This is a genomic window from Pseudomonas sp. Pf153 (assembly GCF_001269775.1).
Taxonomy (GTDB): domain Bacteria; phylum Pseudomonadota; class Gammaproteobacteria; order Pseudomonadales; family Pseudomonadaceae; genus Aquipseudomonas; species Aquipseudomonas uvaldensis.
On sequence record NZ_LHVL01000008.1, the window covers coordinates 148,253 to 164,164 of the forward strand.

Sequence of the window (15,912 nt, forward strand, 5' to 3'; positions counted from 1 at the left end):
GATGTTGTAGCGACGATTAGCAGACCCGCGAATTTATGACTGATGTTTCCCCAGGAAAGCCATCAGCCGATGCCCCTCGGCTCGAAACCGGTTGCACCTTGGCCGCGAATGCTATTCAACAAATCAAATAAGGTGCAACCTGTTTCGCTCGAATAAGTTGCACCTGATCGGTTTTTCCATCCGAACCGTGTTTTTTGCTCCCTTTTTGTGCAGTGGAGACAGTCTCGCTATAAGCCAACGCACTAAGCCGGTGCAGCGCAACGAGATCAGCGCTCACTTCCTGATGAGCAGCCTGATGTTTCGTCAAAAAAAGGGTTGCACCCGGTTGCACCTCATGCAGCTCGGGGCTAATCTTGCCGCCAGCTGATGCCACGCGATACGTGGTAAACATGAGGATAAAAATATGGCTACCACCACTCTTGGGGTCAAACTCGATGACCCGACCCGCGAACGCCTCAAAGCGGCCGCTACCTCGATTGATCGCACGCCGCACTGGCTGATCAAGCAGGCAATTTTCAATTACCTGGAAAAACTCGAGGGTGGTGCAACCCTGACCGAGCTGAACGGTTCGACCCGCGTCGACAATGACGAGGCTGGCGATGTCCAGCCTGACCATGCTCACCAATGTTTCCTGGAGTTTGCCGAAAGCATCCTGCCGCAATCGGTGCTGCGTGCCTCCATCACTGCCGCTTACCGACGACCGGAACCCGAAGTGGTACCGATGTTGATCGAACAGGCTCGCCTGCCGGCGGAGATGGCCGAAGCCACTAACAAGCTGGCCGCTTCGATCGCAGAAAAACTGCGTAACCAGAAGAGTGCCGGTGGTCGCGCCGGTATCGTCCAGGGCCTGCTGCAGGAATTCTCCCTGTCGTCCCAGGAAGGCGTGGCGTTGATGTGCCTGGCCGAAGCGCTGCTGCGCATCCCGGACAAAGGTACCCGTGATGCACTGATCCGCGACAAGATCAGCACCGGTAATTGGCAGCCACACCTGGGCAACAGCCCATCGCTGTTCGTCAACGCCGCGACCTGGGGCCTGCTGCTGACCGGCAAGCTGGTCGCTACCCATAATGAAGCAGGCCTGACCTCCTCCCTGAGCCGCATCATCGGCAAGAGCGGCGAACCGATGATCCGCAAGGGCGTCGACATGGCCATGCGCCTGATGGGCGAGCAGTTCGTCACCGGCGAGACCATCGCCGAAGCCCTGGCCAACGCGAGCAAATTCGAAGCCAAGGGTTTCCGCTACTCCTACGACATGCTGGGTGAAGCCGCACTCACCGAGCACGACGCTCAGAAGTACCTGGCCTCGTATGAACAAGCCATCCACTCGATCGGCAAAGCCTCCCACGGTCGTGGGATTTATGAAGGCCCTGGCATTTCCATCAAGCTTTCGGCCCTGCACCCGCGTTACAGCCGCGCCCAGTACGAGCGCGTCATGGATGAGCTGTACCCACGCCTGCTGTCGCTGACCCTGCTGGCCAAGCAATACGACATCGGCCTGAACATCGACGCCGAAGAAGCCGACCGCCTCGAACTGTCCCTGGATCTGTTGGAGCGCCTGTGCTTCGAGCCGCAACTGACCGGCTGGAACGGCATCGGTTTCGTGATCCAGGCCTACCAGAAGCGCTGCCCGTATGTGATCGACTACGTCATCGACTTGGCGCGCCGCAGTCGCCATCGCCTGATGATCCGCCTGGTAAAAGGCGCGTACTGGGACAGCGAGATCAAACGCGCCCAGGTCGAAGGCCTGGAAGGCTATCCGGTCTACACCCGCAAGGTGTACACCGACGTGTCCTACATCGCCTGCGCCCGCAAGCTTCTGTCGGTACCAGAAGCCATCTACCCGCAGTTCGCCACGCACAACGCCCATACGCTGTCGGCTATTTATCACATCGCCGGTCAGAACTATTACCCGGGCCAGTACGAATTCCAGTGCCTGCATGGCATGGGTGAGCCGCTGTACGAACAGGTTGTAGGCAAGGTTTCCGAAGGCAAGCTGAACCGTCCGTGCCGCGTGTACGCTCCAGTCGGCACCCATGAAACACTGTTGGCTTACCTGGTGCGTCGCCTGCTGGAAAACGGCGCGAACACCTCCTTCGTCAACCGCATTGCCGACCAGTCGATTTCCATTCAGGAACTGGTGGCCGACCCGGTCGCCAGCATTGAGCAGATGGCGACTCTGGAAGGTGGTTTCGGCCTGCCGCATCCGCGCATTCCCCTGCCACGCGACCTGTACGGCAGCGAGCGCGCCAACTCCAGCGGCATCGACATGGCGAACGAACATCGCCTGGCCTCGTTGTCCTGCGCCCTGCTGGCGACCGCCCATAACGACTGGAAAGCCGCGCCGATGCTCGGTTGCGCCGCCAGTGAAGAAACACCGACCCCGGTCCTGAACCCAGCCGATCACCGCGACGTGGTCGGCCATGTGCAGGAAGCCACGGTGGCTGATGTCGACAATGCCATTCAGTGCGCGCTCAACGCCGCGCCGATCTGGCAGGCCACGCCACCGGCCGAGCGCGCCGCGATCCTGGAGCGCGCCGCCGATCTGATGGAAGGCGAGATCCAGCCATTGATGGGCCTGCTGGCCCGTGAAGCCGGCAAGACCTTCGCCAACGCCATTGCCGAAGTTCGCGAAGCCGTGGATTTCCTGCGCTACTACGCGGTGCAGGCACGCAATGACTTCACCAACGATGCCCACCGCCCATTGGGTCCGGTGGTCTGCATCAGCCCGTGGAACTTCCCCCTGGCCATTTTCAGTGGCCAGGTAGCCGCTGCCCTGGCCGCCGGTAACCCGGTATTGGCCAAGCCAGCCGAACAGACGCCATTGGTGGCCGCCCAGGCCGTGCGCCTGCTGCTCGAAGCCGGTATCCCGGAAGGTGTGCTGCAACTGCTGCCGGGCCGTGGCGAAACCGTCGGCGCCCGCCTGGTGGGTGACGAGCGGGTCAAGGGGGTGATGTTCACCGGCTCCACCGAAGTCGCTCGCCTGCTGCAACGCAACATTGCCGGTCGCCTGGACAGCCAGGGTCGTCCGATCCCGCTGATCGCTGAAACCGGCGGCCAGAACGCCATGATCGTCGACTCCTCGGCCCTGACCGAACAAGTGGTCATCGACGTGGTGTCGTCGGCCTTCGACAGCGCAGGCCAGCGCTGCTCGGCCCTGCGCGTGCTGTGCTTGCAGGAAGACTCCGCTGACCGCGTCATCGAAATGCTCAAGGGCGCCATGGCCGAATCGCGCCTGGGTAACCCGGAGCGCCTGTCGGTGGACATTGGCCCGGTGATCGACGCCGAAGCCAAGGCCGGCATCGAGAAACATATCCAGGCCATGCGCGACAAAGGTCGCACCGTTTACCAGATGGCAATTGCCGACAGTGAAGAGTGCAAGCGCGGCACGTTCGTGATGCCGACCCTGATCGAGCTGGAAAGCTTCGATGAGCTGCAGCGCGAGATCTTCGGCCCAGTGCTGCACGTGGTGCGCTACAAGCGCAAGGAGCTGGATCAGTTGATCAACCAGATCAACGCCTCCGGCTATGGCCTGACCCTGGGCGTGCATACCCGTATCGATGAAACCATCGCCAAGGTGATCGATAACGTCCATGCCGGCAACGTCTACGTGAACCGCAACATCGTGGGTGCCGTGGTTGGCGTGCAACCGTTCGGTGGCGAAGGTTTGTCGGGCACCGGGCCCAAGGCCGGTGGTCCGCTGTACCTGTACCGCCTGCTGTCGACTCGTCCTACCGATGCGATCCAGCAATCCTTCGTTCGCGCCGATGCCGTCAGCGCGCCGGACCTGCGCCTGCGCGAGGCCATGAGCAAACCGCTGACCGCCCTGCAAGCCTGGGCCGACAGCCAGAAGCTCGCCGAACTGAGCGCCCTGTGCGTGCAGTTCGCAGCCCAATCGCAAAGCGGTATCACCCGCCAGCTGACCGGCCCGACCGGTGAACGCAACAGCTACGCCATTCTGCCGCGCGAACATGTGCTGTGCCTGGCCGAGGTGGAAGGTGACCTGCTGACGCAACTGGCGGCCGTACTGGCCGTGGGCGGCTCGGTCGTGTGGCCGGAAACCGATACCACCAAGGCACTGTTCGCACGCTTGCCCAAGGATATTCAGGCACGTGTCCAACGCGTTTCCGATTGGACCAAGGATGACGTGGTGTTCGACGCTGTCCTGCATCACGGCGACTCGGACCAGTTGCGCAGCGTCTGCCAACAAGTGGCCAAGCGTGCCGGCGCCATCGTCGGGGTCCACGGCTTGTCCCAGGGCGAAACCGGCATTGCGCTGGAGCGCCTGGTGATCGAGCGGGCGTTGAGCGTCAACACCGCAGCAGCGGGCGGTAATGCCAGCCTGATGACCATCGGTTAAACCACTGCAAGCCAGGCACCCGCAATGGGTGCCTGGCAAGCCCGCTCCCACATTTGGATTAGTGTCGCCCCCGCCTCTTCATCACCCAAATCAATCATCCTGTTCAACCTCTATTCCCCCGCCTAGACTCGGCCCATTCCAAAGAAAGGTAGGCCGCCATGTCCGAGACGCTGCTCAGTTCCCGCAACCTGGCTTTCGAGCTGTATGAAGTCCTCGACGCCGAGGGTCTGACCCAGCGCGAGCGGTTCGCCGAGCACACCCGCGAAACCTTCGACGCGGCCATTGGTACGGCCCGCAACATCGCCGAGAAATATTTCGCGCCGCACAACCGCAAGAACGATGAGAACGAACCGCGCTACGAAGACGGTCAGGCCATCCTGATTCCGGAAGTGAAACCCGCGGTGGACGCCTTCCTGGAGGCAGGCTTCCTCAACGCTGCGCGCAGTTTCGAGGCAGGCGGCATGCAATTGCCGACGCTGCTGTCCCAGGCCTGCTTCGCGCATTTCCAATCGGCCAATGCCGCATCGACGTCTTATCCGTTCCTGACCATGGGCGCGGCGAACCTGATCGAAAGCTTCGGCGACGAGGCGCAGAAGCGCCGCTTCCTGCAACCGATGATCGACGGTCGCTTCTTCGGCACCATGGCTCTGACCGAACCCCACGCGGGCTCTTCACTGTCGGATATCCGCACCCGTGCCGAACCCGCACCCGACGGCACTTATCGACTCAAGGGCAACAAGATTTTCATCTCCGGCGGTGATCATCCGCTGTCGGAAAACATCGTGCACATGGTCCTGGCGAAACTGCCGGACGCGCCGCCCGGCGTTAAAGGGATTTCGCTGTTTATCGTGCCCAAGTTCCTGGTCAACGACGACGGTAGCCTCGGCAAGCGTAACGACGTGCTGCTGGCCGGGTTGTTCCACAAGATGGGCTGGCGCGGCACCACCTCCACGGCACTGAACTTCGGCGACAATGGCGACTGTGTCGGTTACCTCGTGGGGAAACCGCACCATGGCCTGAGCTACATGTTCCAGATGATGAACGAGGCACGGATCGGCGTCGGCATGGGCGCGGTAATGCTGGGGTACGCCGGCTACCTGTATTCACTGGAATACGCCCGCGAGCGTCCCCAGGGTCGGTTGCCCGACAGCAAGGACCCGACCACCGCCCCCGTGGCGATCATCCAGCACGCCGACGTGCGCCGCATGCTGCTGACCCAGAAAGCCTATGTGGAAGGCGCGTTCGACCTGGGCCTGTACGCGGCGCGACTGTTCGACGACACCACCACACTCGAGAGCGATGCCGAACGCCGGCGTGCCCATGAACTGTTGGACTTGCTGACTCCAATCGTCAAATCCTGGCCCTCGGAGTTTTGCCTGAAGGCCAACGAGCTGGCGATCCAGATTCTCGGCGGTCATGGCTACACCCGCGAATACCCGGTAGAGCAGTATTACCGCGACAATCGCCTGAACCCTATTCACGAGGGCACCCATGGTATCCAGTCCCTGGACCTTCTGGGGCGCAAGCTGGCGCAGAATGGCGGCGCCGGGCTCAAGCAACTGATCCGCCTGGTAGCCGACACCACCGAACGCGCCCAGGCATACGATACACTGACGCCACTGCGCCAGCCGCTGGAAACCCTGGTGGCGAACCTGCAAACGGTCACCCTTGGCCTGCTGACGGACCTGGCTCAAGGCAAGGTCAACAGCAGCCTCGCCAACTCGGCGCTGTACCTCAAGGTATTCGGCCACATGGTGATCGGCTGGCGCTGGCTGGAACAAGCCATTCGTGCCGTAGAAGGGCTGGCCAGGGGCAACGCCGCGGACAGCGACTTCTATAAAGGCAAGCTGCAAGCGGCGCGGTACTTCCTGACCTGGGAAGTTCCCGGTTGCCACCATGAGCTGGCATTGCTCGAGGCGCGGGACGATACGTGCCTGGGGATGCGGGATGAGTGGTTCTGATCCGGCTTTTGCAACGGACTCAAATCGCTATCGCGAGCAGGCTCGCTCCCATAGTAGTTCTGCTGTAAACACTGATTGAGCGGCCATCCAAATCCACTGTAGGAGCGGGCTTGCTCGTGAAAGCGGTGTGTCAGCTACATATGTGCCTGCTGACACACCGCCTTCGCGAGCAAGACCGCTCCCACAGTCATTCTCGATCCATTCAGGCCTGCTGGATCGTCTTGGCAATGACATCCACCGTGGCGCTGACCTGCTCCTGGTAACGGTCGAGCTCGGCCTCATGCTGCTTCTGCATTTCAATCTGCTGCGAACACAGGTTCATGGCCGTCAACACCAACAGCCGATCGCCGATCAGTGTCGGGTATTTGCGCTTGGTATCGGTCAGGGCCGTCTTGAGCATCGCTGCGGCGTCCAGCAGAGCCTGCTCCTGCCCGGCCGGGGCCTTGATCGAATAGTCCTCTCCCAGGATCGAGATGACAGTCACCCCATTGACACCCTGCTTCATGCGCTGACAGGGCCGGTGCTGGCGCGCTCGATCAGCGCCTGGATACGGGCGGCGGTGGCACCGTGCAGTTCTTCCTGTTCCATCAGGCTCAGTTGCAGGCTCTCGTTTTCGTCCTTGGCCCTGGCAAGTTCCGCGCTCAGGGTTTCATTCAGGCCGGCGAGATGACGGTTCTGTTGCACCAGGTCGTTGACCAGTTGCTCCAGCTGGCTGAGGGATGTTTCCAACATATTGATTTCCAGGCTTTTTCAGGGGGCGCGTACGATAAAGAAAAGTGACCGCCAATGCCACGGTCCAGCGGCGGCGGTACTTCGCTGGCGAGTCGTAAAGACTGTGAACGAGGAGTCTGGTTCCTACCCTTCGTCGCTTTGCCGGGATGCTCTGCGACAAAAGGCCCCACCCCACTCAAGACTTCATTCGTATGTCCGATAAGTCTGTACATACCCGCCACAGCTCCGCACGGACGCGCTTTTCCCGGTACTTCCCATGTCTCTACGTAATATGAATATCGCGCCACGGGCGTTCCTGGGGTTTGCCCTGATCGGCGCCCTGATGCTGGCCCTCGGGGTATTTGCCCTGAGCCAGATGAGCAAGATCCGCACCTCCGGCGAGAATATCGTCGAGAACAGCGTGCCCAGCATCAAGGCCCTCAACGAGTTCACCCAGCTCTCGCTGCGCCTGCGAGTGCTGTCCTATCGCTTGTTGGTCAACCGTGAAGCGGACATCCAACAGAAAACCTATGAGCTGTTCGATCAGCGCAACCAACAGTTGCAAACTGCCCAGGCCGCGTATGAAAAACTCATCAGCGCTGCGGATGAACGCGCCGCCTATGACCAATTGGTACAACTGCTGGGCCAGTACCGTCAGCTTGAAGATCGGATGAAAACCCTGTCGCGCAACAACCAGATCGATGACTTGCGCGCCTTGCTCAACACCGAACTGCTGAGTAATTCCGATGCCGTCAACGCGGCCATCGGCCGCTTGGTGGAAATCAACAACCTGCAAGCCGAATCCCTGAACCAAGGCGCAACGCAGCAATATTCGATGGCGTTCAACTGGGTCGTCACGCTGCTGGTCATCGCCACCGGCCTGACCCTGTTGTTCGCCTGGCTGCTGACCAACAGCATTACTCGCCCGATCGCCAATGCCCTGGACGCCGCCGAAGAAATCGCCAAGGGCAACCTGACCCGGCCGATCACTGTCGATGGCAGCGACGAAGCCGGTCGCCTGCTGCGGGCGATGTCGACCATGCAGGAAAAACTGCGGGACACCTTGCAGCGTATTTCCGGCTCGGCCACGCAACTGGCCTCCGCCGCGGAAGAACTCAACAGCGTCACCGACGAAAGCGCTCGGGGCCTGACCCAGCAGAACAACGAAATCGAACAGGCCGCTACGGCGGTGAACGAAATGACCAGCGCCGTGGAAGAAGTGGCGCGCAACGCGGTCAGCACCTCCGAAGCCTCGAGAAATGCCACCACCTCCGCCGGCGACGGTCGGGATCTGGTGCAGGAAACGGTTGGCGCCATCGAACGCATGAGCGCCGACGTGCAGAGCACCGCCACACTGATCGGCAACCTGGCCGACGAGTCCCGTGACATCGGCAAGGTTCTGGACGTGATTCGTGGCCTGGCGGACCAGACCAACCTGCTGGCCCTGAACGCAGCCATCGAGGCGGCACGGGCCGGTGAGGCCGGTCGTGGTTTCGCCGTGGTAGCGGACGAGGTCCGTGCCCTGGCCCATCGCACCCAGCAGTCGACCAGCGAAATCGAACGCATGATCGGCAGCATCCAGAGCGGCACCGAGCAGGCTGTGGACTCGATGCGCAACAGCACCGAACGTGCCGAGTCGACTCTGAATATTGCACGTGGCGCCGGCATGTCCCTGGACACGATCAACACAGCCATCGTCGAGATCAACGAGCGCAACCTGGTGATCGCCAGCGCTGCCGAAGAACAGGCCCAAGTGGCCCGGGAAGTCGACCGCAACCTGGTGAACATCCGCGACCTGTCGGTGCAATCGGCCACCGGCGCCAATCAGACCAGCGCTGCCAGCGCCGAACTGTCGCGCCTGGCGGTGGACCTGAACAGCATGGTAGGGCGCTTCAGCCTCTGACCTTTGAGCATTCCCACGTCTGACGTGGGCATGCCTCGCCTCGCTCCGCGGCTGTCTTCCAGCCCGCGGAGCGTTCCTGGCGGCGCTCCCGCACCCAGCCTGGGAACACCTTCGTTTGTTTGCCAGGGTCCCCTATAGAACCTGATCACTGAATTCGGCATTTTTTGACGCCGAAACATGATTACGCCTGCCCCTTCAGTTCCGCCATCGGCATGTCGATAGCGAGATATGGTCCGGTCATCTCCGGGTTCGCCGAGGGTACGTCATGTTTAATACAACTCTAAAAAGTGAACTGACGGCTAGGACAGCCGAATTAACGACATACAAGGGACTGGTAGGCGCCTTGGAACGGTCGATGGCCGTGGTCGAGTTCAGTCCCGACGGCAAAGTGCTCCGTGCGAACGACAATTTCCTGAAAACCATGGGCTACCGCGCAGAACAGTTGGCCAGCCTGTCACACCGCGATTTCTGCAGCCCTGCTCTGGCAGGCAGCGCCGAGTACCGCGAATTCTGGAACCAGTTGCGCGCCGGTCAGTTCGTTTCCGGGACTTTCCAACGGCGCAGCGGGCGCGGCCAGATGGTATGGCTGGAAGCCAGCTATAACCCCGTGGTCGATGAGCACAATCGCGTGGTGAAAGTGGTCAAGTACGCCCTGGACGTCACTGCCAAGGTCGCCAACGAGGCGGAAATCCGAGGCAAGCTGGCAGCCCTCGACCGCGCCATGGCGGTGATCGAATTCGACCTCAGCGGCCACATCCTCACCGCGAACGATAACTTCCTGAGGACCATGAACTACTCCTTGGCCGAACTCCAGGGCAAACATCACCGGATGTTCTGTGAGCCAAACCTGGTGAACAGCCCGGAATACAGTGATTTCTGGCGGCGCTTGAATGCGGGTGAATTCTTCAGCGGTCAATACAAGCGTCTAGGCAAGCACGGCAAGGTCGTCTGGCTCGAAGCCAGCTACAACCCGGTCTACGATGCCGAAGGCAAGTTATGCAAGGTCGTGAAGTTCGCCAGCGACATCACCGAACGAGTCGAAAAGTTCGAGGAAGACTCTCGCGGCGCCTCACGCGCCTACCACATCTCCGCCGAGACCGAGCGGGTGGCCGAACAGGGCGCCGAGGTTATCCACCAGACAGCCAAGGAAATGCGTCAGATCGCCGACAATATCGGCGCGTCCGCGCGTCTTGTCGGACAACTGGGATCGCGCTCGGAGGAGATCACCGCCATCGTCAACACCATCCGCGGCATCGCCGACCAGACCAACCTGTTGGCCCTCAATGCAGCCATCGAAGCGGCGCGGGCCGGTGACCAGGGCCGGGGCTTCGCGGTGGTCGCCGATGAAGTCCGCCAGTTGGCAGGGCGTACAAGCCGCTCGACAGCGGAGATTGCCGAGATGATCGGCATGATCCTTTCCGAAACCCGCGAAGCCGTCACCAGCATGAACGTCACCCACGAAGGCGCCCTGCGCGGTGTGACCCTGGCGGACCAGGCCGGATCGGTCATCGTACAGATCCGCACCGGGACGACAGACGCACTCGAAGCCGTGAGCATGTTTGCATCCAAGCTCGACGAGTCCGAGGTCATTCCGAAAACGGCAGTTGGCTGGGTTGGCTGAGAAGGAGCGTTCGGCTCCTTGGCTCTCGATAGCCGGGATCCACGCGGTCTGGCTCTGTTCCCTTATACAGAATCAGACACGGGGATCCTGAAGGCGTGTCTGACGGACACAAAACCTTTTTGACAGCATCGCATTTCAACAGGTTAGAATCGCTGGCACGCAGGCTGCATGGTCAGTCTGTGCCCGTCTTTCAGTTTCCCGGAGTACTGCCTTTGACTGCGACGACCATCAACAGCCTGTTCTTGATCGGCGCGTTGCTGGTGGGTGCGAGCATTCTGGTCAGTTCCCTTTCATCCCGCCTGGGCATCCCCATCCTGGTGATCATTCTGGCCGTGGGCATGGTGGCCGGGGTCGATGGCGCCGGCATTCTTTTCGATAACTACGCAACGGCCTACCTGGTCGGCAACCTTGCACTGGCCGTCATCCTGCTGGACGGTGGCTTGCGCACACGGGTCTCCAGTTTCCGGGTGGCGTTGTGGCCGGCATTGTCGCTGGCCACCATCGGCGTGCTGATCACCACCGGGCTGACGGGACTCGCAGCCGCGTGGCTGTTCAACCTGAATCTGATCCAGGGCCTGCTGATCGGCGCCATTGTCGGCTCGACCGACGCCGCGGCCGTGTTTTCGTTGCTGGGCGGCAAAGGCCTGAACGAGCGGGTAAGCGCTACCCTCGAGATCGAGTCCGGCAGCAACGATCCCATGGCGGTGTTCCTGACCGTTACCCTGATCGGCATGCTCGCCAGCGGAGAAACCGGCCTACACTGGAGCCTCTTGGGGCATCTGGTGCGCGAGTTCGGCATCGGCGCGGTGATCGGCCTGGGCGGTGGCTGGTTGATGCTGCAACTGGTCAACCGGATCAACCTGGCCAACGGCCTCTACCCGATCCTCGTCATCAGCGGCGGGCTGGCCGTGTTTGCCTTGACCAACGCGCTGCACGGCAGTGGCTTCCTGGCGGTGTACCTGTGCGGCCTGGTGCTGGGCAACCGCCCGGTGCGCAGCCGCCACGGCATCCTGCACATGCTCGACGGCATGGCCTGGCTGGCGCAGATCGGCATGTTCCTGGTGCTGGGTCTGCTGGTCACCCCCCATGACCTGTTGCCGATTGCCTTGCCTGCCCTGGGCCTGGCGCTGTGGATGATCCTGTTTGCACGGCCCCTGTCGGTCGTGGTGGGCCTGATGCCGTTCCGGGCTTTCCACGGTCGCGAGAAAGCCTTCATTTCCTGGGTCGGTCTGCGCGGCGCAGTTCCGATCATCCTGGCGGTGTTCCCGCTGATGGCCGGGCTGCCCCATGCTCAACTGTATTTCAACCTGGCGTTCTTTATCGTGCTGGTGTCCTTGTTGGTGCAGGGTACGAGCCTGCCCTGGGTCGCCAAGCTGCTGCATGTCACCGTCCCGCCCGAGCCCCTGCCGATATCCCGCGCCGCGCTGGAAGTGCACGTCACCAGCGAGTGGGAACTGTTCATCTATCGGCTCGGTGCAGAGAAGTGGTGCATCGGCTCGCCCTTGCGCGACCTTAAAATGCCGGACGGAACCCGTATCGCGGCACTGTTTCGAGGCCAGCAATTGCTCCATCCGTCGGGTAGTACGGTGCTGGAAGTCAATGATTTGCTGTGTGTCATCGGCCATGAACACGACTTGCCGGCCCTTGGAAAACTGTTCAGCCAGGCACCACAACGAGGCCTCGATCTGCGCTTCTTCGGCGACTTCGTACTCGAAGGAGACGCCCAGCTGGCCGCGGTTGCGGCACTGTACGGATTGAAACTCGACGGCATCGACCCGGACATGTCCCTGGGACGTTTCATCGCCCAGAAAGTTGGCGGTGCGCCAGTAGTCGGCGACCAGGTGGAGTGGAACAACACCTTGTGGACTGTCGCGGCCATGGACGGGAACAAGATCGGTAAAGTGGGCGTCAGATTCCCCGAAGGAAGTCGCCCGGGCCCCGGCTTGTTCCTCTAAACTGCTCCCATTCTTTATTTGCTTGACCGGTCTCTATGCCTACCCTGCGCTCCTTTTTCGCCATTGCCCTGCTGGGCCTGAGTCTTTCCATCTGCCCACTGCAGGCCGCTGAACCGCCTACGAGCGAATCGGTGCAGGCCAGCCTGGACAAGATCGCCGACCGTAAACTGCCGGAGGCCGACCAAAAGGCCTTGCAAGCGGTGCTGCAAGGCACCCTGGCCCAACTCGCCAGCAAGGCTGAATACGAGCAGAAGCTGCAGGCCCTCAAACAGCAATTGGCCAGCGCTCCCAAGCAGAACATTGAAAACCAGCGCGAGCTGGCACGACTGAAAAACACACCCGTGGTGCCTGTGGCGCAGCGCTACGCGAACCTGCCGATTCCCCAGCTCGAACAAATGCTGACGGATCGCTCCACCCAGCAGAGCGATCTGCAAAAGGCCCTCGCAGACGCCAACAGCCTGATCATCACCGCCCAGACTCGTCCCGAGCGGGCCCAGGCCGAGATCGCCAACAGCCAGACCCGTATCCAGCAGATCAATGCCACCCTCAAGGCGGGAAGAGACGCCGGAAAAACCCTGAGCAGCGAACAGCGCGACCAACTCAACGCCGAGCTGGCGGCCCTTAACGCGCTGATCCCGTTGCGGCGTCAGGAGCTGGCCGGCAACAGCCAATTGCAAGACCTGGGCAACGGCCAGCACGACTTGCTGATGGAAAAAATCGCCCGCATGGAGCAGGAAATCCAGGACCTGCAGAACCTGATCAACCAGAAGCGCCTGGCCCAGTCCCAGGAGACGGTGACCCAGCAATCCATCGAAGCACAGAAGGCTGGCGGCAGTAGCCTGCTGGCCACCGAAAGCGCGGCCAACCTCAAGCTTTCCGATTATTTGCTCAAAAGCACCGACCGCCTTAATGAAGTCACCCAGCAGAACCTGCAAACCAAGCAACTACTGGACAGCGTCACCCAGACCGACGCGGCCCTGGACGAGCAGATCAGCGTGCTCAAGGGCAGCCTCCTGCTCTCCAAGATTCTCTACAAACAACGCCAGACGCTGCCGCGTCTCAAGCTGGACCAGAACCTGGCCGACCAGATCGCCGATATCCGCCTGTACCAGTTCGAAGTCAGCCAGCAACGTGAGCTTCTGAACAATCCGAGCGCCTACGTCGATAGCCTGTTGGCATCCCAGCCGTCGGAGCAGGTTACACCGCAGCTGCGCAAGACCCTGCTGGACCTGGCCCTGACCCGAATCGACCTGCTGGAACGCCTGAACCGCGAGTTGAGCGCGGTGCTCAACGAATCCATCACCTTGCAGCTCAACCAGAAGCAATTGCTCAGCACCGCGCAAAACCTGCGGGCGACCCTCGAAGAACAGATGTTCTGGATCCCCAGCAACAAACCCCTGGATTTCGAATGGATGCGCGGCGTACCGAACCGCCTGGAAAAACAGATCGACTCGCTGCCCTGGGCATCGAGCCTCAGTGAGCTGGCCGATGGCCTGACACAACGACCGCTGTTGTTCCTGCCCCTGGCGTTGTTGATTGGCGCACTGCTGTGGCGACGCAAGCATCTTTATGCCCGACTGAACAAGGTTCACCAGGACGTTGGCCACTTCAAGCGCGACAGCCAGTGGCATACGCCCCAGGCGATCCTGATCAACATCCTGCTGGCAATGCCGGTAGCCCTGGCACTGGCCTTGTGTGGCTATGCCTTGCAGATCGACGCCCGCGGCCAGAACGCCAACCTCGGCGCCGCGCTGTTGCAGATTGGCCAGGCCTGGCTGGTGTTCTACACCGCCTATCGGATACTGGCCCCCGGTGGCGTGGCCGAGTTGCATTTCCGTTGGGAGAAACCCCAGGTCGAATTTCTCCAGGGCTGGATCCGTCGCCTAGGTCTGGTGGTGCTGGCGTTGGTGGCCGTGGTGGCTGTGGCCGAGTTGCAACCGTCGACCCTGGCCGACGACGTCCTGGGCATGCCCGTGGTACTGACCTGCTATGCCCTGATGGCCTGGCTGCTCAGTCGCCTGTTGCTCAGCAGCCCGACGCACCGCAATACCTCACTGTTCCGCAAGGCTCTAGGGGTGATTTTCACCGCCCTGCCGATCGCCTTGTTCGTGGCGGTGTGCTTCGGCTACTACTACACCGCCCTCAAACTCAGCGACCGGTTGATCAACACCCTGTACCTGCTGATGTTCTGGCTGGTGATCGAGGCGACCTTCGTGCGAGGTCTGTCGGTCGCCGCACGGCGTTTGGCCTATCAGCGGGCCCTGGCCAAGCGCCAGGCGGCCAAGGAAGCCGGCGACGGCGAAGCAGTAGTCGAGGAACCGACACTGGATATCGAGAAAGTCAACGAACAGTCCCTGCGCCTGATCCGCCTGGCCCTGCTGGGTGGTTTCATCGCCGCACTGTACTGGGTCTGGTCGGACCTGATCAGCGTGTTCTCGTACCTGGACAACATCACGCTCTACGAATACACCAGCGGCACCGGCGTCAATATGAGCATGGTGCCCATCAGCATCGGCGACATGCTCGGCGCGTTGATCATCATCGGTATCACCTTCGCCCTGGCACGCAACCTGCCAGGCCTGCTGGAAGTGTTCGTGCTGTCCAAGCTGAACCTGGCCCAGGGCAGCGCCTATGCCACCACCACGCTGCTGTCCTATGTAATCGCCGGCGTCGGCTTCGTCACCACCCTGTCCACCCTGGGCGTGAGCTGGGACAAATTGCAATGGCTGGTGGCGGCGCTGTCGGTAGGCCTGGGCTTCGGCATGCAGGAAATCTTCGCCAACTTCATCTCCGGGATCATGATCCTGTTCGAGCGCCCGGTGCGGATCGGCGACACCATCACCATCGGCAACCTGTCGGGCACGGTGAGCAAGATCCGCATTCGCGCCACCACCATTACCGACTTCGACCGCAAGGACATCATCGTCCCGAACAAGACCTTCATCACCGGGCAACTGATCAACTGGTCGCTGACCGACACCGTCACCCGGGTCACCCTGAAACTGGGCGTGGACTATGGCTCCGACCTGGATCGGGTCCGCGAGCTGCTGCTCAAGGCCGCCCGGGAGAACCCGCGGGTGCTGAAGGAGCCGGAACCGATCGTGTATTTCCTGAACTTCGGCGAGAGCACCCTCGATCATGAGCTGCGCATGCATGTGCGCGACCTCGGTGACCGCAACCCGGTACTGGACGAGATCAACCGCTTCATCAACCGTGAGTTCAAGAAGGAGCACATCAACATCTCCTTCCGGCAGATGGAGATCTACCTGAAGAACCTCCAGGGCCAGGAATACAAACTGGTACCCGCCGAGCCCGACAAGAAAACCATCACGGCCGTGCCCTCGACCGTAGCCAACATCAAACCGGTGCCGGAACCGCCGCACGATACACTCGACTGATCGCGC

General features: G+C 61.3%; 7 protein-coding genes and 4 pseudogenes. 8 read left to right on the forward strand and 3 right to left on the reverse strand.

Annotated features, from left to right (window positions below; all coding sequences use genetic code 11):
- Positions 1 to 115: 115 nt before the first annotated feature.
- Positions 116 to 391 carry a hypothetical protein gene (locus AD666_RS26395; RefSeq protein ID WP_156315909.1) on the reverse strand — a complete coding sequence of 92 codons (276 nt, stop codon included), beginning with the start codon at positions 389 to 391 and terminating at the stop codon, positions 116 to 118.
- A 12-nt stretch (positions 392 to 403) separates the two neighbouring features.
- Here AD666_RS26395 and putA point away from each other — a divergent pair, with 12 nt between their 5' ends.
- Complete coding sequence (putA, locus tag AD666_RS03610) at positions 404 to 4,357, forward strand: trifunctional transcriptional regulator/proline dehydrogenase/L-glutamate gamma-semialdehyde dehydrogenase (RefSeq protein ID WP_053147653.1); 3,954 nt, start codon at positions 404 to 406, stop codon at positions 4,355 to 4,357.
- 158 nt (positions 4,358 to 4,515) lie between these two features.
- Positions 4,516 to 6,318: an acyl-CoA dehydrogenase gene (locus AD666_RS03615; RefSeq protein ID WP_053147654.1), complete on the forward strand. Its 1,803-nt coding sequence runs from the start codon at positions 4,516 to 4,518 to the stop codon at positions 6,316 to 6,318.
- Positions 6,319 to 6,520: 202 nt separating this feature from the next.
- Here the strand turns inward: AD666_RS03615 and AD666_RS03620 are convergent, their stop codons facing one another.
- Positions 6,521 to 6,823 (reverse strand): cell division protein ZapA, encoded by a 303-nt coding sequence (locus AD666_RS03620; RefSeq protein WP_053147655.1) that lies wholly within the window; start codon positions 6,821 to 6,823, stop codon positions 6,521 to 6,523.
- Positions 6,820 to 7,050 carry a hypothetical protein gene (locus tag AD666_RS03625; RefSeq protein ID WP_053147657.1) on the reverse strand — a complete coding sequence of 77 codons (231 nt, stop codon included), beginning with the start codon at positions 7,048 to 7,050 and terminating at the stop codon, positions 6,820 to 6,822. The genes AD666_RS03620 and AD666_RS03625 overlap by 4 nt, the downstream gene beginning before the upstream one ends.
- A 322-nt stretch (positions 7,051 to 7,372) precedes the next feature.
- Between AD666_RS03625 and AD666_RS26965 the strand changes: the two are divergent.
- The 6 genes and pseudogenes from AD666_RS26965 to mscK all read left to right on the forward strand — a co-directional run.
- Positions 7,373 to 8,029 (forward strand): annotated as a pseudogene (locus tag AD666_RS26965) (MCP four helix bundle domain-containing protein); the annotation flags it as partial.
- Positions 8,030 to 8,332: 303 nt separating this feature from the next.
- Positions 8,333 to 8,932 (forward strand): annotated as a pseudogene (locus tag AD666_RS26970) (methyl-accepting chemotaxis protein); the annotation flags it as partial.
- A 355-nt stretch (positions 8,933 to 9,287) separates the two neighbouring features.
- A pseudogene (locus AD666_RS26975) lies at positions 9,288 to 9,965 on the forward strand (PAS domain-containing protein); the annotation flags it as partial.
- 114 nt (positions 9,966 to 10,079) lie between these two features.
- A pseudogene (locus AD666_RS26980) lies at positions 10,080 to 10,553 on the forward strand (methyl-accepting chemotaxis protein); the annotation flags it as partial.
- A 212-nt stretch (positions 10,554 to 10,765) separates the two neighbouring features.
- Positions 10,766 to 12,508 carry a potassium/proton antiporter gene (locus AD666_RS03640; protein ID WP_053147663.1) on the forward strand — a complete coding sequence of 581 codons (1,743 nt, stop codon included), beginning with the start codon at positions 10,766 to 10,768 and terminating at the stop codon, positions 12,506 to 12,508.
- Between the two features lie 35 nt (positions 12,509 to 12,543).
- Positions 12,544 to 15,906 (forward strand): mechanosensitive channel MscK, encoded by a 3,363-nt coding sequence (mscK, locus tag AD666_RS03645; RefSeq protein ID WP_053147665.1) that lies wholly within the window; start codon positions 12,544 to 12,546, stop codon positions 15,904 to 15,906.
- The last annotated feature ends 6 nt before the right edge of the window (positions 15,907 to 15,912 follow it).

Bases quoted from the DNA above. Each gene is read 5' to 3' on its own strand.
- AD666_RS03620 (WP_053147655.1), bottom strand. From the start codon at position 6,823: ATGAAGCAGGGTGTCAATGGGGTGACTGTCATCTCGATCCTGGGAGAG.
- putA (WP_053147653.1), top strand. From the start codon at position 404: ATGGCTACCACCACTCTTGGGGTCAAACTCGATGACCCGACCCGCGAA.
- AD666_RS03615 (WP_053147654.1), top strand. From the start codon at position 4,516: ATGTCCGAGACGCTGCTCAGTTCCCGCAACCTGGCTTTCGAGCTGTAT.
- mscK (WP_053147665.1), top strand. From the start codon at position 12,544: ATGCCTACCCTGCGCTCCTTTTTCGCCATTGCCCTGCTGGGCCTGAGT.
- AD666_RS26395 (WP_156315909.1), bottom strand. From the start codon at position 391: ATGTTTACCACGTATCGCGTGGCATCAGCTGGCGGCAAGATTAGCCCC.
- AD666_RS03625 (WP_053147657.1), bottom strand. From the start codon at position 7,050: ATGTTGGAAACATCCCTCAGCCAGCTGGAGCAACTGGTCAACGACCTG.